Origin of the sequence: Brevundimonas bacteroides DSM 4726, assembly GCF_000701445.1 — a bacterium.
GTDB classification, from domain to species: Bacteria; Pseudomonadota; Alphaproteobacteria; order Caulobacterales; family Caulobacteraceae; genus Brevundimonas; species Brevundimonas bacteroides.
The window spans coordinates 44,782-62,567 of record NZ_JNIX01000002.1; the positions used below are offsets into that span (position 1 = coordinate 44,782).

Here is a 17,786-nt window from a genome sequence, read left to right on the forward strand (position 1 = left end):
CCTAGGCGCCCCGCGAGGACGCCAGCCGCTCGATCTGGGCCCGCATCTCGTCCATCTGGCGGCGCATCTCATCCAGCGCCGGATTGGCGGCGGGCGCGGGCGCGGCGTGGGCCGCCGGCTCCGACGGCGCGCTGCGGCCCAGCGCGAAGGCCGGGAACATCTTCATGGCCTGTTCGAATATGGCCATGTTCTGCTTGGCGGCGGCCTCCATCATGCCCGCGCCCATCATGCCGCCCGGCATGACGCCGACGGCCTTGGTCATCTGCTCGCGGAAGGTCTCCTGCTGGCGCGAGAAATTCTCCAGCGACATCTGCAGATAGCTGGGCAGGACGCCTTCCATCTGGCCGCCGTAGAAGCCGATCAGCTGGCGCAGGAACTGGACGGGCAGCAGCGCCTGCCCCCGGCTCTCTTCCTCGAAGATGATCTGGGTCAGGATCTGACGGGTCAGCTCCTCATTGGTCTTGGCGTCATAGACCACGAAATCGGTCCCCTCGCGCACCATGCGGGCGAGGTCGTCGAGCGTGACGTAGGCGGAGCTGGCGGTGTTGTAGAGGCGGCGGTTGGCGTACTTCTTGATGACGACGGCCTCGCCGTCCTTCGCCTTGCCGTTCGGCTGGGTGCTGTCGGCCACGGTTCCATCCCTGCAGTGCAGTGGCCCTTATCCCGCAGCGCGGCGCCCGGCGAAAGAGGGCATGACGGTTTCGTGTCGCGGGGGTCTTCAGGCCAGGTTGGGCGCCAGCACCACGCCCACCAGCACGGCCGCCCAGTGGACGCCCGCGCCGGCCACGACGAAGCCGTGCCAGATGGCGCGACGGTACTTCAGCTTGGGCGAGATGAAGAAGAAGACGCCCGCCGTATAGATCAGGCCGCCGAGCACAAGCAGGCCGAGCGCGATCGGGTGGACCGTGTCGATCATGGGCTTGAGCGCGATCACGGCGATCCAGCCGAACACCACATAGACCCCACTCCAGAAGGCGTCGGAAATCCGGGGCAAGACGAGCTTGGCCGCCACGCCCGCAAACGCGATCGCCCAGACCACCAGGGTGAAGCCGATGGCCCACCAGCCCTCGAACCGCTGCGTCGTGAAGGGGGTGTAGCTGCCCGCGATCATCAGGAAGATGGCCGCCTCGTCCAGCCGACGCAGAACCGGCCGGGCCGCGCAGGGCCGGGTCAGGTTGTAGACGGTCGAGGCCGTCAGCATGGCCACCAGACACAGGGCGTAGATGGCCGTCGCCATCACCACGCCGACCCCGCCGTTCAGCGCCGACAATACCGCCAGCACGATCCCGCCCACGGCCGCCAGCGTCAGGCCCACGGTGTGGACCACCAAATCGGCAATGTGTTCGCTGGGCGACTGGTAATGCTCCTCCAGATCGATCTGATCGGGGGTGCAGAGGCGGCGGACGTGGCTTCGGATCGCTTCCAGCATGGTCGCTTCAACCCGGCGGTTCTGCCTGTCGTTCCATCCATATTGGTCGAAGACGATGACTTTCACCTGAACGGCCGCGCTGGTGGTGACGAAAGCCGCCGGATGCGGCAGAAACGCCACGCAAACTTGTCGATCCCCTAACGGCCTCCCCGCCCGTCAAGCTCCGATCAAGGATCGCCCATGACCGACGTCGTCATCGTCTCCGCCGCCCGCACGCCCGTGGGTTCGTTCCTGGGGGCCCTGTCGTCGCTGCCCGCGTCGCAGCTGGGCAGCATCGCGATCAAGGCGGCGCTGGAGCGGGCGGGGGTCGATCCAGCCGACGTCGACGAGGTCGTTTTGGGCCATGTGCTTCAGGCCGCCGCCGGTCAGGGGCCAGCGCGTCAGGCGGCGATGGGCGCAGGCATTCCGAAGGAAACGCCCGCCTGGAGTCTGAATCAGATCTGCGGCTCCGGCCTTCGCGCCGTCGCCATCGGCTATCAGCAGATCGCGCTGGGCGACGCCAAGGTCGTGGTGGCGGGCGGTCAGGAGAGCATGAGCCTGGCGCCGCACGCCCAGTATCTGCGGGGCGGCCACAAGATGGGCGACCTGCAGCTGATCGACACCATGATCCGGGACGGCCTGTGGGACGCCTTCAACGGCTATCACATGGGCCAGACGGCCGAGAACATCGCCGAGAAATGGCAGATCACTCGCGCCGACCAGGACGCTTTCGCGCTCGCCAGCCAGCACAAGGCCGAGGCGGCGCAGACCGGCGGCAAGTTCGACGCCGAGATCACGCCCGTCGTCATCGCCGGCAAGAAGGGCGACGTGGTCGTCGACAAGGACGAATACATCCGCCACGGCGCGACCCTGGAGTCGATGGAAAAGCTGCGGCCTGCCTTCATCAAGGACGGCACGGTCACGGCCGCCAATGCGTCCGGCCTGAACGACGGGGCCGCCGCGCTCGTGCTGATGACGGCGGATGAGGCGAAGTCACGCGGCCTCGAACCGCTGGCCCGCATCGCGTCGTGGGCCACGGCGGGCGTCGATCCGGCGGTGATGGGCACGGGTCCGATCCCGGCGTCGAAGAAGGCCCTTCAGAAGGCCGGCTGGAGCGTCGCCGACCTCGACCGTGTGGAGTCCAACGAGGCCTTCGCGGCCCAGAGTCTGTGCGTGCTCCAGGAGCTGGAGCTCGACCCGGCCAAGGTCAACGTCAACGGCGGCGCCATCGCCATCGGCCACCCGATCGGCGCGTCCGGCGCCCGCATCCTGACCACCCTGCTGCACGAGCTGAAGCGCGAGGGCCTGTCGAAGGGCCTGGCCACCCTGTGCATCGGCGGCGGCATGGGCGTGGCGATGTGCGTCGAGCGGGTCTGAGACCCTAGAGCGCGGCCTTCAGCTCCCTGAGAAACGCCTGCCGTTCGTCGGAGCGTTCGCGGCTGGTCGCGCTGGGCCAGGCCGACAGGAAGACGACCACCAGGTTCCGCGCCGGATCGACGTGGATCATCTGGCCGAAGATGCCGGACGCCTCAAACTGTGTGCCATCGGCGCGCGTCCACCATTGAGCGCCATAGCCCCGGTCGTTCTCGGGGAAGTCGACCATCTGGGCGGTCGCCCGCTCGAACCAGCGCTGCGTGGCGATCTGGCCGCCGGGGACCGCGCCCCGCTCCAGCGCCATCAGTCCGACCCGGCCCCAATCCCTCAGGTTCGCCGAGACGCAGCAGCCGCCCGCCTCCTTGCCCTGCGCGTCCAGCATCCAGAAGGCCGGTCCTTCCATGCCCGCCGGGTCCCAGACCTTCTCTTTCAGATACTCCGCCAGCGGCCGCCCCGTGGCCCGCGCCACCAGCACCCCGATCAGATTGGTCTCGCCGGTGTTGTAATGCCACCGCTCGCCGGGCGGATGCTCGCGCGGCAGGGCGTGCAGATAGGCGACGGTCGCGTCCATGTCGGCCGGGGGCGGCGTCAGATAGAAGCGCGCCACGTCGGAGTTCGGATCGACGTAGTCCTCGTTCCAGCGCGCCCCGGACGTCATGGTCAGGACGTGGGCGATCTGCACCCCGTCATAGGCCCCGCCCGCCAGCTCGGGGATGTAGTCGGTGACCAGATCATAGGGGCTTCGGATCGCCCCGTCCGCGATCGCCGCCCCGACCAGGGTCGAGGTCAGGGACTTGGTCATGGAGAAGCTGTCCCAGTGGTCCTGCGCCGTCAGGCCAAGGCCGTAACGCTCCATCCGCACCCGCCCGTCCTGGATGACCAGCAGGCCGGCCACCCTCTGGCTCTCCATGAAGGCGCTCGGGTCGAAGTCCAGCGCCTCGCCCTGCGGCAGGGGGCGCGGCGTCGGCGACGGCTCGATGCGGGCATGAGGGATCAGCTCGGGCATGCGCCGCAGGTCCTGCTCGCGCCGCTCGGCGGGCCAGAACAGCACCTGCAGATCGGCCGGCAGCGGCGAGACGGTCTGGGCGGCGGCCGGGCCGACGAGGCCGAGTGCGCAGGCCAGGGCGAGCAGGGATCGACGGATCATGCGGGAACCTCCTGCGGCGAAGGTTCTGCCGCGCGCCGTCAAAATGTCAAGCGTCCTTGACGTTGGTGCTGCCTACGAACTCTCCGTCATCCTCGGACTTGATCCGAGGATCGGACGTGGAGACTGCTCCTGCAGAGGCGCGTCGCAGTAACGTTTGGGCCAATCCTGCTGTTCGAGCCCGCTGACAATCCGATCCTCGGATCAAGTCCGAGGATGACGGCATTAGCTGAAAGGCGGTCGTCCTAATCCGGCCAGGTCGCCCGATCCGCGCCCAGCACTTCGCCCGCGAGATACAGCGACCCGCAGATCACCACCCGCCCGGCCCCCAGCCGAATGGCTCGATCCAGAGCCTCGCCCACCGACGGCGCGCTCTGGGCGCCCAGGCCGTGCCCGCGCGCCACCGCCGCCAGCGCCTCGGGATCGGCCGCGGCCCCCTCGAAACCGACGGTGAAGACATGCGCGCCGCTGTCCTTCAGCGCCTCGAAGAAGCCGCCGTGGTCCTTGTTGGCCAGCATGCCGACGATCAGGGCCAATGGCCGGGGCGCCCGCGCCTGACGCTCGGCCAGCACCTCCGCCAGCGCCCGGCCCGCATGCGGATTGTGCCCGCCGTCCAGCCAGAGCTCGGCGTCCGCTGCTCTGGCCGTCGCGCCAGAGGGACCGGCCGTCAACCGTTGCATCCGCGCGGGCCAGCGCGCCGCCGCTATGCCTTCCGCGATCGCCGTCTCGGGCAAGTCGAGTTCCAGCGCCACCGCCGCCGCCAGCCCGGCGTTGGCCACCTGATGCGGCCCCGCCAGCGCGGGCGCGGGCAGATCGAGGAACCGCTCGGTGTTCTGGAACACCATGCCGCCTCGCTCGGCCCAGGCGTCGAAGTCCGTGCCCATGACGGTCAGGGGCGTCTGCATGGCGCGCGCCCTGGCTTCGATCACCGCCATGGCGGCTTCCGCCTGACGCGCGACGATCCCGCGCGCGCCCGCCTTCAGGATGCCCGCCTTCTCGCCGGCGATCTGGCCAATGTCGGTCCCCAGGAACTCGGCGTGATCCAGGTCGACCGGGGTGATGACGCTCAGCAGCGGCCGCTCGATGACGTTTGTCGCGTCCAGCGTCCCGCCCAGCCCGACCTCGACGATGGCCAGGTCGGCGGGCGTCTCGCTCATGGCCACGAAGGCGGCGGCCGTCGTGCTCTCGAACACCGTGGTCTCGACGCCGCGCACCGCCTCGATGCGGTCCAGGATGGCCGACAGATGATCGTCCTCGATCAGCCGCCCCGCCAGTCGGATGCGTTCATTGAACTGCACCAGATGAGGCGACGTGTAGACATGGACCTTCAGGCCCGCCGCCTCGGCCATCGCCCGGAGGAAGGCGACGGTCGATCCCTTCCCGTTGGTTCCCGCCACATGGATCACCGGCGGCAGCCGATGCTGCGGCTCGCCCAGGACGGCGCACAGCGTCCGCATCCGGTCCAGCGACAGGTCGATCTTCTGCGGATGACGCGCGCGCAGGCGTGCGGAAACGGGGTCCACGGCCTCAGGCCGCCTTGCGCCGTCCGCCCATCAGCATCGACAGGATGCGGCCGAGGGTCTCGGGCAGGTCGGCGCGGGCGACGACGCGGTCGACCATGCCCTTTTCCTGCAGATACTCCGAGCGCTGGAAGCCCGGCGGCAGCTTCTCGCGGATGGTGGTCTCGATCACGCGCGGTCCGGCGAAGCCGATCAGCGCCCCCGGCTCGGCCAGATGCACATCGCCCAGCATGGCGTAAGACGCTGTCACCCCGCCGGTTGTCGGATCGGTCAGGACGACGACGTAGGGCAGCTGGGCGTCCTTCAACTCCTGCACCGCCAGCGTCGTGCGCGCCATCTGCATGAGCGACAGCGCGCCCTCCTGCATCCGCGCCCCGCCCGCCGCCGTGAAGCACACCAGCGGTACGCCGCGCTGAAGCGCCGCCCGGGCCGCGGCGATGAAGGCCTCGCCCGCCGCCATGCCCAGCGACCCGCCCATGAAGGTGAAGTCCTGCACCACGACCACGCAGGGGCTGCCGCCGACCTCGCCATAGCCGATGGCCATAGCGTCCTTCTGGCCCGTGGCCTTCCTCGCCGCCGCCAGACGCTCGCGATAGGGCTTGCCGTCCGAGAACTTCAGCGGGTCCTCGGGCACGTCCGGCGTATCGATCGGTTCGAATTCACCGCCGTCGAAGGTGTAGCCCAGCCGCTGCCTGGCGTTGATGCGCATATGCCGGCCGGACGGCGTCACCCACAGGGCGGCCTCCAGGTCGGGGCGATAGAGCATGTCGCCCGAATCCGGGTCCTTGACCCACAGATTGTCGGGCGTGTCGCGGCGGCTGACGATCTTGCGCACGCCGGGCGCGAAGCGGCTCAGCCAGCCGCCGCGCTTTTCCTGGGGAGGTTTGGGAGGGGTCTTGTCGGCCATCGGCGGGCTCTTAGACGGTTTCCGGAACGCGCGCACCCCGCACGGCCTCGGCCAGGCCGCGCACCTTGGCCAGCACGCATGGCGCCGCAGGTTCACCGGCCTCCAGAGCGGCGGCCACCTCATCGACCAGCACCGAACCGGCCACGACGGCGTCCGACACCCGGGCGATCTCGGCGGCGCGCTCCGGCGTCTTGACCCCGAAGCCGACCGCGACCGGCAGGCCCGAGGCCCTGCGCACCCGCTCGACCGCCGGAGCGACCGAGGCCGATTGCGCCTCCTTCACCCCCGTCACGCCCGCGACCGAGACATAGTAGACGAAGCCCGAGGTCCGCCGCGCCACGACCTCCAGCCGCGCGTCGTCCGACGTCGGCGTGGCCAGGCGGATCAGCGACAGGCGGTTCGCGTCCAGCGCGTCCGTCAGGGGATCGGCCTCTTCCGGCGGGCAGTCGACCACGATCACCCCGTCCACGCCCGCCGCCGCCGCGTCGGCCGCGAAGGCGTCATAGCCGTAGGATTCGATCGGATTGAGATAGCCCATCAGGATCAGCGGCGTATCCGCGTCGCCGTCCCGGAACGCCCGCGCCAGCTCCAGCGTGCCCTTCAGCGTCAGCCCGGCCTTCAGCCCCCGCAGCGCCGCGCGCTGGATCGGCGGCCCCTCGGCCATGGGATCGCTGAACGGAAAGCCCAGTTCGATGATGTCGGCTCCGGCGGCGGGCAGGCCGCGCAGGATCTCCAGCGCCTCGTCGCGCGAGGGGTCGCCCGCCATCACATAGGCGACGAAACCGGCGCGCCCCTCGGCCTTCAGCGCGGCGAAGCGGGCGTCGATGCGGGATGTGGTCATTGCGGCGCAGTGGGAGCGGAAGGCGTCGTCGGCTGGGCGGCGCAGACGTCGCCAGGGATCGCCGCCATCGCCAGGTAAGCCGGAGCCGCCGGCGCGGCGACCGTGCCGTCTGCGAAGGCCATCACCTGAAATCCGTCGCAGCCGCCCTCGGGCCGTCGTCGGATGTAGACCACGCGGTTGTCATCGCCGCCGGCCGCCAGCCAGCCCTGCTCGGAAAAGCTTGCGCTCCAGGCGTCGATCACTCCTTCGACCGCCGCCTGGGTCGTCACCACGCAGGTGGCGATGGCGGCCAACGGCGGGCGGCCGGCGCAGGTCGGATCGGCGCTCACACCGGCCACGGGCGGGACGGTCAGGTCCAGCGGCGCGGCGGGCGTCGGGGCCGGGGTCTGAGCTTGGGCCAGAACGGCCGCCATCAGGATCGAAAGGCTCATGCTCACAACTCCACGCCCAGATGCTTCGCCACGGCGAAGATGTCCTTGTCGCCCCGCCCGCACATGTTCAGCACCACGTCGCCGCCCTGGCCCACCTCGGCCGCGATCTCGCCGATCCGGGCGAGCGCATGGCTGGGCTCCAGCGCCGGAATGATGCCTTCCAGCTTCGAGCACAGCTGGAAATGCTCCAGCGCCTCGACATCGGTCGCCGCGCGATACTCGGCCCGGCCGATGTCCTTCAACCACGCGTGCTCCGGCCCGATGCCGGGATAGTCCAGCCCCGCCGAGATCGAATGCCCCTCCAGGATCTGCCCGTCCTCGTCCTGCAGCAGATAGGTCCGGTTGCCGTGCAGCACCCCGGGTCGCCCGCCCTGCAACGACGCGGCATGGTCCGGCCCCTCCAGGCCGCGCCCCGCCGCCTCGACCCCGATCAGCCGCACGCCGGCGTCCTCGATGAAGGGGTGGAACAGGCCGATGGCGTTCGAGCCGCCGCCAATGGCCGCCACCACGGCGTCCGGCAGCTTGCCGCGCCGCGCCTGCATCTGGGCCTTGGTCTCGCGCCCGATCACGGACTGAAAGTCCCTGACCATGGCCGGATAGGGGTGCGGCCCCGCCGCCGTGCCGATCAGGTAATAGGTGTCGGCCACATTGGTGACCCAGTCGCGCAGGGCCTCGTTCATCGCGTCCTTCAGCGTGCCGCGCCCGCTGGTGACCGGAATGACCTCGGCGCCCAGCAGCTTCATGCGGAAGACGTTGGGCGACTGCCGCTCCACGTCCGCCGCGCCCATGTAGACCACGCATTGCAGGCCGAAGCGCGCGCAGACGGTCGCCGTCGCCACCCCATGCTGGCCCGCGCCGGTCTCGGCGATGATCCGCTTCTTGCCCATCCGCATGGCCAGCAGGATCTGGCCCATGCAGTTGTTGATCTTGTGCGCGCCGGTGTGGTTCAGCTCGTCGCGCTTGAACCAGATGTTGGCCCCGCCGTGGTGCGCCGTCAGGCGTTCGGCCAGATACAGCGGGCTGGGCCGCCCCACATAGTGGGTCAGAAAGTCATCCAGCTCGGCCTGGAAACTCGGATCGCCCTTCGTCGCCTCATAGGCCTGGTTCAGCTCCAGCACGAGCGGCATCAGGGTCTCGGCCACGAAGCGCCCGCCATAGGGGCCGAAACGGCCGTCGGCGTCGGGCATGGCGTACTGGTTGGGAATGATGGCGTTCACGGACGTCAGCCTCGAGCGGCGCAGGGGCCGAAATACGGCCAGAAGGAAAGGTCAGGCCACGGCCTTCAGGAAGGCCGCGATCCGGGCGGGGTCCTTAACACCGGGGGCGCTTTCCACGCCAGAGGACACATCCAGCAGGGGCGCGCCGCTGATCGCCGCAGCCTTGGCCGCGTTCTGCGGCGTCAGTCCGCCCGCCAGAAACCAGTCGTGACGGAACGTTCGCCCCCGCATCATCGCCCATTCGAAGGACGCGCCTACGCCGCCGGGCAGATCGGACCCCTCGGGCGGCCTGGCGTCGAACATCAGGTGATCGGCGCGATCCTCCCACTCGGCCGCTCCGTCGAGATCGGCTGGCGTCGAGACCGGCAGCACCTTGATGATCCCCGCTCCGGTCAGCCTCCGCACCTCCGCGGCCCGCGCGACCGTCTCGCGCCCGTGCAATTGCACGAAGTCGGGCCTCAGATGCGCGCCGATCCGGTCCAGAACATCGTCAGCGGCATCGACGGTCACCGCCACGATCGCCGCCCGTCCCCGCGCCCTCTCGAACAACGGCCGGGCGTCCTCCGGCGAGAGGTTTCGGGGACTGCGGGCGAAAAACACCGCCCCGACGAAGGCCGCGCCATGATCCAGCGCGACATCGAGGGCATAGGCCGTGGTCAGGCCGCAGATCTTCACACGGGTCATGCACGGGAGGTGCAGCCCGGGTCCCGCCGGGTCAATCCCGCTGACCGTCACGCGAAGATCGCCATGACTTCGTCACTCGTCGCGCGACGCCAATGGCCCGGCTGCAGATCGCCCGGCAGCGCCAGCCCGCCCAGCCGCTCGCGATGCAGGGCCTCGACGTGATTGCCGACCGCCGCGAACATCCGCCGCACCTGATGATAGCGCCCCTCGGTCACGGTCAGTCGCGCTTCGGTCTGAGTGATCGGCTCCAGCACCGCTGGAGCCAGCGGCTTGTCGTCGCCCTCCAGCACCAGGTCGCCCGAGGAGAACAGCGCACCTTCCATCCCCGTCAGAGATCGCGCCAGGGTCGCGCGATAGACCTTGGCCACATGCCGCTTTGGGCTGATGACACGGTGCAGCAGGTCGCCGTCATCAGTCAGCAGCAAAAGCCCGCTTGTCTGCTTGTCCAGTCGCCCGATGGTCGAGATCGCCGGATCCCTCCGCCGCCAGCGGTCGGGCAGGACGTCATAGACCAAGGCCCCGTCCTCCTTGTGCGAACAGGTCATGCCCAGCGGCTTGTTCAGGATCAGAACGAGGCCCGGCGGCGGATCGACGGGCCGCCCGTCGATGAGCATCCGCTCTGGCAGGTCCGGCGTCACCGTGATTCGGCGGGACACATCATCCACATCGACGCCGTCCAGCACGATCCCACCGACCTTGCCCAGCCGCGCGATCTCGGCCCGCGAGCCATAGCCCATCGACGACAGCAGCTTGTCCACCCGGGTGGTAGCGATTTTCACTTCACCGCCTCGAACAGCTTGTAGCCGCCCTGGTCCGCGACCGGCCGCACCCGCTTGAAGGCCGTATTCAGCTCGGCCTCATAGGGCAGGTGGCGGTTCGCCACGAGCCACAGCACTCCGCCCTTCTTGAGCAGGCCGGCGGCCTTGCGGATAAAGGCCTGTCCCAGCCGCCGGTCCTCGGCCCCGCCGTCGTGGAAGGGTGGGTTCGACACGACGAAATCGAGGTCGCCGCCGTCGTCCAGCGTCCGCGTATCGGCCCACTCGAACGTCGCGCGCGCATCCTCAATGTTGCGCCGGGCCGCCTCGACCGCGCGCCGGTCCAGATCCACCAGCCGCAGCGCGGTCACGCCTGCCGACCTCAGCACCACCGTCGCCAGGGCTCCATATCCGCAGCCCAGGTCAATGCCGGCGCCCTTCAGCTCCGGCACATGGGCCGCCAACAGGGCCGAGCCCGGATCGATCCGGTCCCAGGCGAACACGCCCGGCTGGGACCAGGCGTCCAGCCCTTCGACCTTCTGCGGCCCGCCCGCCGCGATCGCCGCCTCGATGCCCTCGACCGTCTCCGGACGGACCGCGATGCAACGCCGATGGTGCGCCTTGGCCGCCTCGGTGAAGTTCAGGCCGAATCCCTCCAGCTCCTTCTTGAGCCGCGACCCGCCGCGATCCTTGGGTGCCAGAACGTCCAGCCGACCCCCGACCTTCAGGACCCGCAACGCCTGCGCCACCACATAGCGACGCTCCAATACCCCCGACGGGGCATAGATCATCGCGGACTCTACCGAGCCAGTAGCCAGGCTTTCCAGCGCGGCCGAACCGGGAATCAGCGGCGAGGTCTGGTTGGCATTGCCAGGCGGGTCGAACACCAGCGGCGGGCGGCCGTAGAGCAGGGTTATCATCGGCACCTCTTAACCCCGAAGGCTCTCCTGTCGAAAGCCATTGCCCACGGCCCACCTTCGTTTCACATGCTGTGCCGACCCAGTCCCGAAGGAGCGCCCCATGACCCACCCCATTCGCGTCGGCGTCGGCGGCTGGACCTATGAACCGTGGCGCGGCGTCTTCTATCCGGACAAGCTCAGCCAGAAGAAGGAGCTGGGGTTCGCGTCGCGCGCCCTGACCTCCATCGAGATCAACGGCACCTACTATTCCACCTTCAAGCCCGACAGCTGGATGAAGTGGCGCGACGAAACGCCGGACGGCTTCGTCTTCTCGGTCAAGGCCAGCCGCTACTGCACCAATCGCAAGGTGCTGTCCGACATGGGCGAGTCCATGGACCGCTTCCTGGGCCAGGGCCTGACGGCGCTGGGCGACAAGCTCGGCCCGATCAACTGGCAGTTCATGGGCACGAAGAAGTTCGACGCCGGGGACTTCGAGGGATTCCTGAAGCTCCTGCCGAGCGAACGCGACGGCGTGCGCCTGCGTCACGCGCTGGAGGTGCGGAACCCGACCTTCGACACCCCGGCCTTCTTCGACCTGGCGGCGAAGTACGGGGTCGCCATCGTCTACGCCGAGGACGACGAGGCTCCCGAGTGGCCCCGCATCAACCAGCCGACGGCCGACTTCACCTACGCCCGGCTGATGTCCAGTCGCGAGGACGAGCCGACCGGCATGACCTCGGCCGAGCTCGACGCCGTCGCCGCCCGTACGAAAGCCTGGGCCAAGCGCGGCGAGGTCTTTGCCTACTTCATCGCCGGGGCGAAGGTCCGCAATCCGGCGGCGGCCCAGGCCCTGATCGGCAAGCTCGCCTCCGCCTAATCTCGGCCTGCCGGTTGCGGCCTGACCGACCCGGCCACATTTACGCCGTCACGTCCTCCGCCAACCGAGAGCCCGCCCATGCCGATCGCCACCCGCGCCTTCGCCGCCGTCGCCGCAGACAAGCCGCTGGAGCTCTACAGCTTCGAGCGCCGCGACCCCGGCCCGGACGACGTGGCCATCGACATCAAGTTCTGCGGCGTCTGTCACTCCGACCTGCACGTCGCCGCCAATGACCTGGGCAACACCCGCTACCCCATCGTGCCCGGCCATGAGGTGGCGGGGATCGTCTCGGCGGTCGGCTCGAACGTCACGAAGTTCAAGGTCGGCGACCGCGTCGGCGTCGGCTGCATGGTCGACAGCTGCCGCGTCTGCGAACCCTGCCGCCAGGGCGAGGAGCAGTACTGCGTCCCCGGCATGACCCAGACCTACGGCTCGCCCGATCCCAAGGGCGGCCCCGTCAATCAGAAGATCACCCAGGGCGGCTATTCCGACCACATCACGGTCGATCAGAACTATGTCCTGTCGATCCCCGACGCGATCCCGCTGGACGCCGCCGCGCCCCTGCTGTGCGCCGGCATCACCACCTATTCCCCGCTGAAGGAATGGAAGATCGGGCCGGGCTCGAAGGTCGCCGTCATCGGCCTGGGCGGGCTCGGCCACATGGCGGTCAAGCAGGCCGCCGCCCTGGGCGCCGAAGTCACCGTCCTGTCCACCTCGGACCGCAAGAAGGCGGACGCCGAGCGCATGGGCGCGAAGCACTTCCTCATCAACTCCGACACCGCAGCGATGCAGGCGGCGGCCGAAAAGTTCGACCTCATCATCAACACCGTATCGGCCACGCACGAGATCGCCAGCCACATCCAGCTGCTGGCGCGGGACGGCACCATGGTCATGCTGGGCCTGACCACCGAGGGCCTGCCGGTCTACGCCCTGCCGCTCTTGTGGCGTCGCCGCCGCATCGCCGGCAGCCTGATCGGCGGCATCCGCGAAACCCAGGAGATGCTGGATTTCTGCGCCCAGCACCGCATCGCCTCGGACATCGAGGTCATCGCCCCGTCCGAGATCAATACCGCCTACGAGCGCATGGGCCGCTCGGACGTGCGCTACCGCTTCGTGCTGGACATGGCGCGGCTGTAGAGGCCGCGCCTGCCACCCAGACGGATCAGGCCAGCGAGGAGTCGATGTCCTTGCAGGCCTGGATCAGGCCCTGGACCGAGGCCACCGACTTGGCCAGCATGGCCTTTTCCTCGTCGTTGGTGGTGAACTCGATGATCTTCTCGACGCCGCCCGCGCCCAGCAGGGCGGGCACGCCGACGTAGAGGTCCGACAGGCCGTATTCGCCCGACAGCCAGACGGCGCAGGGCAGGACGCGCTTCTCGTCCAGCAGATAGGATTTTGCCATGGCGATGGCGCTCTCGGCCGGGGCGTAGAAGGCCGAACCGGTCTTGAGCAGGGCCACGATCTCGCCGCCGCCCTTGCGGGTGCGATCGACGATGGCGTCCAGGTCCGACTGGCTCAGCAGGCCAGCGGCGACCGCGTCGGGCAGGGGCAGGCCGCCGACGGTCGAGTGACGCACCATCGGCACCATGTCGTCGCCGTGACCGCCGAGCGTCCAGGCGTGGATGTCCTGCACCGAGACACCGGTCTTCTCGGCGAGGAAGTAGGCGAAGCGGGCCGAATCCAGCACGCCGGCCATGCCGACGACCTTCTCCTTGGGCAGGCCCGAGAACTTCTGCAGCGCCCACACCATCGCGTCCAGCGGGTTGGTGATGCAGATGACGAAGGCGTTCGGCGCGTGCTGCTTGATGCCCTCGCCCACGGCCTTCATGACCTTCAGGTTGATGCCGATCAGATCATCGCGGCTCATGCCGGGCTTGCGCGGCACGCCCGCCGTGACGATGCAGACGTCGGCGCCCGCGATGTCGGCGTAGTCGTTGGCCCCCTTGAGGGCGACGTCGGCGCCGAAGACGGCCGAGGCCTCGGCGATGTCCAGCGCCTTGCCCTGGGGGGTGCCTTCGGCGATGTCGAACAGGATGACGTCGCCCAGCGCCTCGCGCGCCGCGACGTGGGCCAGGGTCCCGCCGATCATTCCGGCTCCGATGAGGGCGATCTTCGCGCGGGCCATGGGTCTCTCCTTCTATGTTGGCCGACCGCGCTGAGCGGTGCTTGAGGCCGGGGGCTTTGCTGCGGTGCGATGTCAGAAATCGTCGGGCGGCGGTCTAGACGCCATGAGGCACGGTCGCAAGCGGGGGAAGCGGGGTTTACCGATGGCCGGGCTCCTGCGAGCTTCGGCCTCCAGTTATGAGGAGTTACGCCCATGCGCGCCGTTCTCGCCGCCCTTCTGATGACCACCGTCGCCGCCCCTGCCCTCGCACAAACGCCGCCCGCCACGATCGGCCAGCAGTATGTTCCCGCGCCCTGGTGGATGCGCGATCCGGTGATCACCTCCATAGGCTATGTCCGGGTCGAACTTCAGGCCAACCGGGCGCAGTTCTCAGCCAGCTTCCAGACCGTCGACCGCAGCGTCGCGGACGCCTCCCGCGAGGCCGCCGATCAGGTCCGCGCGCTCAGCCGGGCGCTGGCGGCCTATGGTGCCGAAACCGTGAGGGTCGAGACCACCCTTTCGACCCAGCCGCTGTACGACCAGTACCGCGACGAGAACGGCATCCTGCGCGAAAACACCCGCGCCGACCGCATCGAACGCTATCGCGCCGACGCCACGATCCAGGTCCAGGTGCGTGACGTGTCGGTGCTGGAACGGGTCTATGCGACGGTGGTGGCCTCCCAGCCCGCCTCGATCGGCCAGGTCTATTTCCAGCTGGAACCCGACAACGTCGCCAAGACCAATCTTGCGGCCGCCGCCATGCGCGACGCGCGCACCCGGGCCGAGAACGCGGCGCGCAATGCCGGGGCGACCCTGGGGTCGGTGCGGGTCATCGATCCGACCGGGCGGGCCTGCCAGACCGATGTTCTGGCGGGCTGGCCATCGTACGGTGGCGGCGCGGGCCAGGCGACGACGGTGGACTCCGACATCGTCGTGACCGGCAGCCGGATGTTCGCCCCGCCCGCACCCCCGCCCCCGCCGCCACCCCCAGCCCCCGGTCAGGCGCCGTCCGAGGCGCAGATCGAGGCGGCGCGGCTGGCGTTGCAGCCGCCGCTGCAGGTGCTGACCGATCAGGCCTGTGTCGTCTATGGACTGAACTGAGCGTGAGCGGCTTTCGACCCGACCCGGCCTTCGAAGCCAGGTCGATCTTCGCCGTGGACTGGCCGCTTTGTCATGTGCGGATGCAGACCGACGCGCGCTTTCCCTGGTTGATCCTGATCCCGCGCGTTCAGGGCGCGACAGAGATCGAACACCTGTCCGCAGATGACCGGACCCGGCTGATGGAGGAAATCGTGCGAGCCGGGGCACGGGTCCGGGATCTCGGCGAAGCGACGGGGCGGCCGGTGGACAAGCTGAACCTCGCCGCGCTCGGCAACGTCACGGCCCAGCTGCATGTCCATGTGGTCGGTCGACGCCGGGACGACCCCCTTTGGCCCGATCCGGTCTGGGGGCGAGGCAAGGCCGAGCCGATGAATGACGACCAGATAGAAACGGCCCTCACACTGGTTCGGGGCGGCGAACGCTAGAGCTGGGTCCGGATCGACCACAGCTCGGGAAAACAGCGGCGCTCCAGCGTCGACGACAGATAGCCCACGCCGTCGGTGCCGCCCGTGCCGCGCCGACGGCCAATGATGCGTTCCACCGTCACCACATGCTTGTGCCGCCAGGTGACCAGGGCGTCGTCCAGATCGACCAGCTTTTCCGCCAGCTGATAGAGCGCCCACCAGCGGTCGGTGTCGCGATAGACCTCAAGCCACGCCGCCTCGACGTCGGCCGACGGGATGTAGGGGCGCGACACATCCCTATTCAGCACGGCTTGGGGCACGGGAAGGCCCACGGCCGCCAGCTGGGCGAGGGTGTCGTCGTAAAGACTGGGCGACGCCAGGGCCTGAGACAGCGCCGCGTGGGCGTCAGGGCGATCGGTCTGAAAGACCAGGAACTTGGGATCCTTCAGGCCCAGCATGGTCTCCAGCCGCCGGAACTGGTCGCTCTGAAAGCCGGAGCTGGAGCCCAGGACGCCGCGAAAGCGCAGGTAGTCGGCGGGCGTCATGGTGGCCAGGATGTCCCAGCTCTGCGTCATCACCGCCTGGATCCGGCTGACCCGCGCCAGGCTCTTGTAGGCCGGAACCAGGTCTCCGGCGCGCACCAGGCCCTGGGCCAAGGCCACCTCGTGCAGGATCTGCTTGAGCCACAGCTCCTTGGCCTGGTGGATGATGACGAAGAGCATCTCGTCGTGCTGGCCGCTGACCGGCTTCTGGGCCGACAGCAGCCGGTCCAGGTCCAGATAGCGGGCGTAGGTCATGTCGGCGGCGTCGGTCATGGGGCCTCTATCGGCCCATACCGGACCGGCCTCAAGGTTCAGCCGACAAGGACGGGGGGCGCTCCGGCCCGCCGCCAGGAAGCCATAGACGCTCTCGGCTTCTGGGGCGATGAACGCCTCGGCCAGCGTCTGCCGCTTTACAGGGTCGAGACCCGCGACGGCGGCCCGTACGGCCTCCGTCGCCAGCGATTGAACACCCTGCGCCAACCCGTACCAGCCGCCTTACAGGCCGCATTGCTGTGAACGCCGTTGGCAACGAGGCTTCAGAGCCTGAGCGTCCGTGAGGCCGCCAAACGGGCGAAAGCAATCGTGAGAGCCTTGCGCCTCGCTGCCGCGAGAGGCGTTTCCGAAGCCTCACGGACCACCGCGCCACCGAAACCGTCGGCGACGATCAGGCCCGGATGATCAGGCAGCAGGCTCTGGGGAAAGTCCGGGGCTACGGCGAAGAAGAAGACATCGCAGAAGGGGGCATACTCCGGCCATTTGCGGTCTACGCGGTAATCTTCCGCGCCCGACTTCACCTCGCAGATGACGATATCACCCTTACGGCCCAGGGCCATGACGTCGGCGCGGCGGCCGTTGGGCAACCCCACCTCGAGCAGGGGCGCATAGCCCATGTCGGCCAGCAGCCGCGCCGCGCCCCGGGTGACCGAGAGCGTGGTCTCGCGGCGGCTGAAGACCAGCTCCAGATGGACGGCGGCGGACATGCCGCCACTATGTTCCGCTTGTGTTCTCGCGGCAAGCGGGGCCGGTCAGGCTCCCGTATGGGTGACCCGGCTCGTGTCGAAGCCGAGCGCCCGAGCCCGGGCCAAGGTGGCGGCGCGGACGGAGGCGGCGGGGCTCTGGCTGCGCTGCCAGATCCACCAGCTGGACTTGTCGGGCAGGCCCATGATGGCCCAGCTGTAGTCCGGGGCATGGTCCCAAACCCAGTATTGCTGGGACGCCAGTCCACCGAAGCTGAGCAGACCGGCCAAGCTGAAACGGAACTTGGCGTTGGAGGTGGTGTCGGTGACGCGGGCGGTGGCGCGAAGCGTCTCGACCTGGCCGCTGGGACGACGGACACAGGTGACGAGGATGGCGTAGCGTCCCGTGCTCGACGGATTGAAGTCGATCTGGGCGCGGCTGCAATCGCGCTGCATCCCGTTCGGGTTCCTGGCGATCTCGAACCAGCGGCCGTCGAACCGGTCGAGGTCGACGGCGGTCGCCTGGGCCAGGGCCGGGGCGGCGGAGGTCAGCAGGACGGCGGCGGCGGCCGCGCCGAGCAACGGTCGGATCATTCGGTCTCTCCCTTGGGCCGGAGCTACG

20 protein-coding genes are annotated in these 17,786 nt (G+C 69.0%); 5 read left to right on the forward strand and 15 right to left on the reverse strand.

Annotation, left to right across the window (positions count from 1 at the left end):
- Position 1: 1 nt before the first annotated feature.
- Together phaR and trhA are read right to left on the reverse strand one after the other, a co-directional pair.
- Positions 2-631: a polyhydroxyalkanoate synthesis repressor PhaR gene (gene phaR / locus Q333_RS0100730; RefSeq protein ID WP_029414829.1), complete on the reverse strand. Its 630-nt coding sequence runs from the start codon at positions 629-631 to the stop codon at positions 2-4.
- An 87-nt stretch (positions 632-718) separates the two neighbouring features.
- Positions 719-1,429: a PAQR family membrane homeostasis protein TrhA gene (trhA, locus tag Q333_RS0100735; protein WP_029414830.1), complete on the reverse strand. Its 711-nt coding sequence runs from the start codon at positions 1,427-1,429 to the stop codon at positions 719-721.
- 180 nt (positions 1,430-1,609) lie between these two features.
- On the opposite strand from trhA, the gene Q333_RS0100740 reads away from it, so the two are divergent.
- Positions 1,610-2,785, forward strand: coding sequence for an acetyl-CoA C-acetyltransferase (locus tag Q333_RS0100740; RefSeq protein ID WP_029414831.1), 1,176 nt, complete (start codon positions 1,610-1,612; stop codon positions 2,783-2,785).
- A gap of 4 nt (positions 2,786-2,789) precedes the next feature.
- Here the strand turns inward: Q333_RS0100740 and Q333_RS0100745 are convergent, their stop codons facing one another.
- From Q333_RS0100745 to Q333_RS0100785, 9 genes are all read right to left on the reverse strand, one after another.
- Entirely contained in the window at positions 2,790-3,929 is a 1,140-nt protein-coding gene (locus Q333_RS0100745; protein ID WP_084175585.1) for a serine hydrolase domain-containing protein, read from the reverse strand.
- A gap of 242 nt (positions 3,930-4,171) precedes the next feature.
- A complete protein-coding gene (locus Q333_RS0100750; protein WP_029414833.1) occupies positions 4,172-5,449 on the reverse strand; it encodes a bifunctional folylpolyglutamate synthase/dihydrofolate synthase in 1,278 nt (425 codons plus the stop codon).
- A gap of 4 nt (positions 5,450-5,453) precedes the next feature.
- Positions 5,454-6,353 carry an acetyl-CoA carboxylase, carboxyltransferase subunit beta gene (accD, locus tag Q333_RS0100755; RefSeq protein WP_029414834.1) on the reverse strand — a complete coding sequence of 300 codons (900 nt, stop codon included), beginning with the start codon at positions 6,351-6,353 and terminating at the stop codon, positions 5,454-5,456.
- Positions 6,354-6,363: 10 nt separating this feature from the next.
- The gene (trpA, locus tag Q333_RS0100760) at positions 6,364-7,194 is read right to left on the reverse strand and encodes a tryptophan synthase subunit alpha (RefSeq protein WP_029414835.1); all 831 of its coding nucleotides are present in this window, start codon (positions 7,192-7,194) and stop codon (positions 6,364-6,366) included.
- Entirely contained in the window at positions 7,191-7,625 is a 435-nt protein-coding gene (locus Q333_RS0100765) for a hypothetical protein (protein WP_051651021.1), read from the reverse strand. The genes trpA and Q333_RS0100765 overlap by 4 nt, the downstream gene beginning before the upstream one ends.
- A 2-nt stretch (positions 7,626-7,627) precedes the next feature.
- Positions 7,628-8,812: a tryptophan synthase subunit beta gene (gene trpB, locus Q333_RS0100770; protein ID WP_407059707.1), complete on the reverse strand. Its 1,185-nt coding sequence runs from the start codon at positions 8,810-8,812 to the stop codon at positions 7,628-7,630.
- 81 nt (positions 8,813-8,893) lie between these two features.
- Positions 8,894-9,526 (reverse strand): phosphoribosylanthranilate isomerase, encoded by a 633-nt coding sequence (locus tag Q333_RS0100775; RefSeq protein ID WP_029414838.1) that lies wholly within the window; start codon positions 9,524-9,526, stop codon positions 8,894-8,896.
- 47 nt (positions 9,527-9,573) lie between these two features.
- The gene (locus Q333_RS0100780; RefSeq protein ID WP_051651026.1) at positions 9,574-10,263 is read right to left on the reverse strand and encodes a pseudouridine synthase; all 690 of its coding nucleotides are present in this window, start codon (positions 10,261-10,263) and stop codon (positions 9,574-9,576) included.
- 38 nt (positions 10,264-10,301) lie between these two features.
- A complete protein-coding gene (locus tag Q333_RS0100785) occupies positions 10,302-11,201 on the reverse strand; it encodes a class I SAM-dependent methyltransferase (RefSeq protein ID WP_029414840.1) in 900 nt (299 codons plus the stop codon).
- A 100-nt stretch (positions 11,202-11,301) separates the two neighbouring features.
- Between Q333_RS0100785 and Q333_RS0100790 the strand changes: the two genes are divergently transcribed.
- Both Q333_RS0100790 and Q333_RS0100795 read left to right on the forward strand, forming a co-directional pair.
- The gene (locus Q333_RS0100790; protein WP_029414841.1) at positions 11,302-12,057 is read left to right on the forward strand and encodes a DUF72 domain-containing protein; all 756 of its coding nucleotides are present in this window, start codon (positions 11,302-11,304) and stop codon (positions 12,055-12,057) included.
- A 78-nt stretch (positions 12,058-12,135) separates the two neighbouring features.
- Positions 12,136-13,194 carry an NAD(P)-dependent alcohol dehydrogenase gene (locus Q333_RS0100795; RefSeq protein WP_029414842.1) on the forward strand — a complete coding sequence of 353 codons (1,059 nt, stop codon included), beginning with the start codon at positions 12,136-12,138 and terminating at the stop codon, positions 13,192-13,194.
- 25 nt (positions 13,195-13,219) lie between these two features.
- Here Q333_RS0100795 and mdh read toward each other — a convergent pair whose 3' ends face one another.
- On the reverse strand, positions 13,220-14,182 hold the full coding sequence (mdh, locus tag Q333_RS0100800; protein WP_029414843.1) for a malate dehydrogenase: 963 nt from the start codon (positions 14,180-14,182) through the stop codon (positions 13,220-13,222).
- 192 nt (positions 14,183-14,374) lie between these two features.
- Between mdh and Q333_RS0100805 the strand changes: the two genes are divergently transcribed.
- Positions 14,375-15,262, forward strand: coding sequence for an SIMPL domain-containing protein (locus tag Q333_RS0100805; RefSeq protein WP_029414844.1), 888 nt, complete (start codon positions 14,375-14,377; stop codon positions 15,260-15,262).
- 2 nt (positions 15,263-15,264) lie between these two features.
- The gene (locus tag Q333_RS0100810) at positions 15,265-15,687 is read left to right on the forward strand and encodes an HIT domain-containing protein (protein WP_029414845.1); all 423 of its coding nucleotides are present in this window, start codon (positions 15,265-15,267) and stop codon (positions 15,685-15,687) included.
- Here the strand turns inward: Q333_RS0100810 and Q333_RS0100815 are convergent.
- The 3 genes from Q333_RS0100815 to Q333_RS0100830 form a co-directional block, all read right to left on the reverse strand.
- Positions 15,684-16,481: a tryptophan 2,3-dioxygenase gene (locus Q333_RS0100815; RefSeq protein WP_029414846.1), complete on the reverse strand. Its 798-nt coding sequence runs from the start codon at positions 16,479-16,481 to the stop codon at positions 15,684-15,686. The two genes, Q333_RS0100810 and Q333_RS0100815, sit on opposite strands and share 4 nt — an antisense overlap.
- A gap of 263 nt (positions 16,482-16,744) precedes the next feature.
- The gene (gene mmcB, locus Q333_RS0100825; RefSeq protein WP_029414847.1) at positions 16,745-17,188 is read right to left on the reverse strand and encodes a DNA repair putative endonuclease MmcB; all 444 of its coding nucleotides are present in this window, start codon (positions 17,186-17,188) and stop codon (positions 16,745-16,747) included.
- A gap of 45 nt (positions 17,189-17,233) precedes the next feature.
- Positions 17,234-17,758 carry a lipocalin family protein gene (locus Q333_RS0100830; protein ID WP_029414848.1) on the reverse strand — a complete coding sequence of 175 codons (525 nt, stop codon included), beginning with the start codon at positions 17,756-17,758 and terminating at the stop codon, positions 17,234-17,236.
- Positions 17,759-17,786: the final 28 nt, after the last annotated feature.

What these genes read in the sequence shown, in the direction of transcription:
- trhA (WP_029414830.1), bottom strand. Translation starts at nt 1,429, where the DNA reads ATGCTGGAAGCGATCCGAAGCCACGTCCGCCGCCTCTGCACCCCCGAT.
- Q333_RS0100740 (WP_029414831.1), top strand. Translation starts at nt 1,610, where the DNA reads ATGACCGACGTCGTCATCGTCTCCGCCGCCCGCACGCCCGTGGGTTCG.
- Q333_RS0100745 (WP_084175585.1), bottom strand. Translation starts at nt 3,929, where the DNA reads ATGATCCGTCGATCCCTGCTCGCCCTGGCCTGCGCACTCGGCCTCGTC.
- accD (WP_029414834.1), bottom strand. Translation starts at nt 6,353, where the DNA reads ATGGCCGACAAGACCCCTCCCAAACCTCCCCAGGAAAAGCGCGGCGGC.
- trpA (WP_029414835.1), bottom strand. Translation starts at nt 7,194, where the DNA reads ATGACCACATCCCGCATCGACGCCCGCTTCGCCGCGCTGAAGGCCGAG.
- Q333_RS0100765 (WP_051651021.1), bottom strand. Translation starts at nt 7,625, where the DNA reads ATGAGCCTTTCGATCCTGATGGCGGCCGTTCTGGCCCAAGCTCAGACC.
- trpB (WP_407059707.1), bottom strand. Translation starts at nt 8,812, where the DNA reads ATGCCCGACGCCGACGGCCGTTTCGGCCCCTATGGCGGGCGCTTCGTG.
- Q333_RS0100775 (WP_029414838.1), bottom strand. Translation starts at nt 9,526, where the DNA reads ATGACCCGTGTGAAGATCTGCGGCCTGACCACGGCCTATGCCCTCGAT.
- Q333_RS0100780 (WP_051651026.1), bottom strand. Translation starts at nt 10,263, where the DNA reads ATGGGCTATGGCTCGCGGGCCGAGATCGCGCGGCTGGGCAAGGTCGGT.
- Q333_RS0100785 (WP_029414840.1), bottom strand. Translation starts at nt 11,201, where the DNA reads ATGATAACCCTGCTCTACGGCCGCCCGCCGCTGGTGTTCGACCCGCCT.
- Q333_RS0100790 (WP_029414841.1), top strand. Translation starts at nt 11,302, where the DNA reads ATGACCCACCCCATTCGCGTCGGCGTCGGCGGCTGGACCTATGAACCG.
- Q333_RS0100795 (WP_029414842.1), top strand. Translation starts at nt 12,136, where the DNA reads ATGCCGATCGCCACCCGCGCCTTCGCCGCCGTCGCCGCAGACAAGCCG.
- mdh (WP_029414843.1), bottom strand. Translation starts at nt 14,182, where the DNA reads ATGGCCCGCGCGAAGATCGCCCTCATCGGAGCCGGAATGATCGGCGGG.
- Q333_RS0100805 (WP_029414844.1), top strand. Translation starts at nt 14,375, where the DNA reads ATGCGCGCCGTTCTCGCCGCCCTTCTGATGACCACCGTCGCCGCCCCT.
- Q333_RS0100815 (WP_029414846.1), bottom strand. Translation starts at nt 16,481, where the DNA reads ATGACCGACGCCGCCGACATGACCTACGCCCGCTATCTGGACCTGGAC.
- mmcB (WP_029414847.1), bottom strand. Translation starts at nt 17,188, where the DNA reads ATGTCCGCCGCCGTCCATCTGGAGCTGGTCTTCAGCCGCCGCGAGACC.
- Q333_RS0100830 (WP_029414848.1), bottom strand. Translation starts at nt 17,758, where the DNA reads ATGATCCGACCGTTGCTCGGCGCGGCCGCCGCCGCCGTCCTGCTGACC.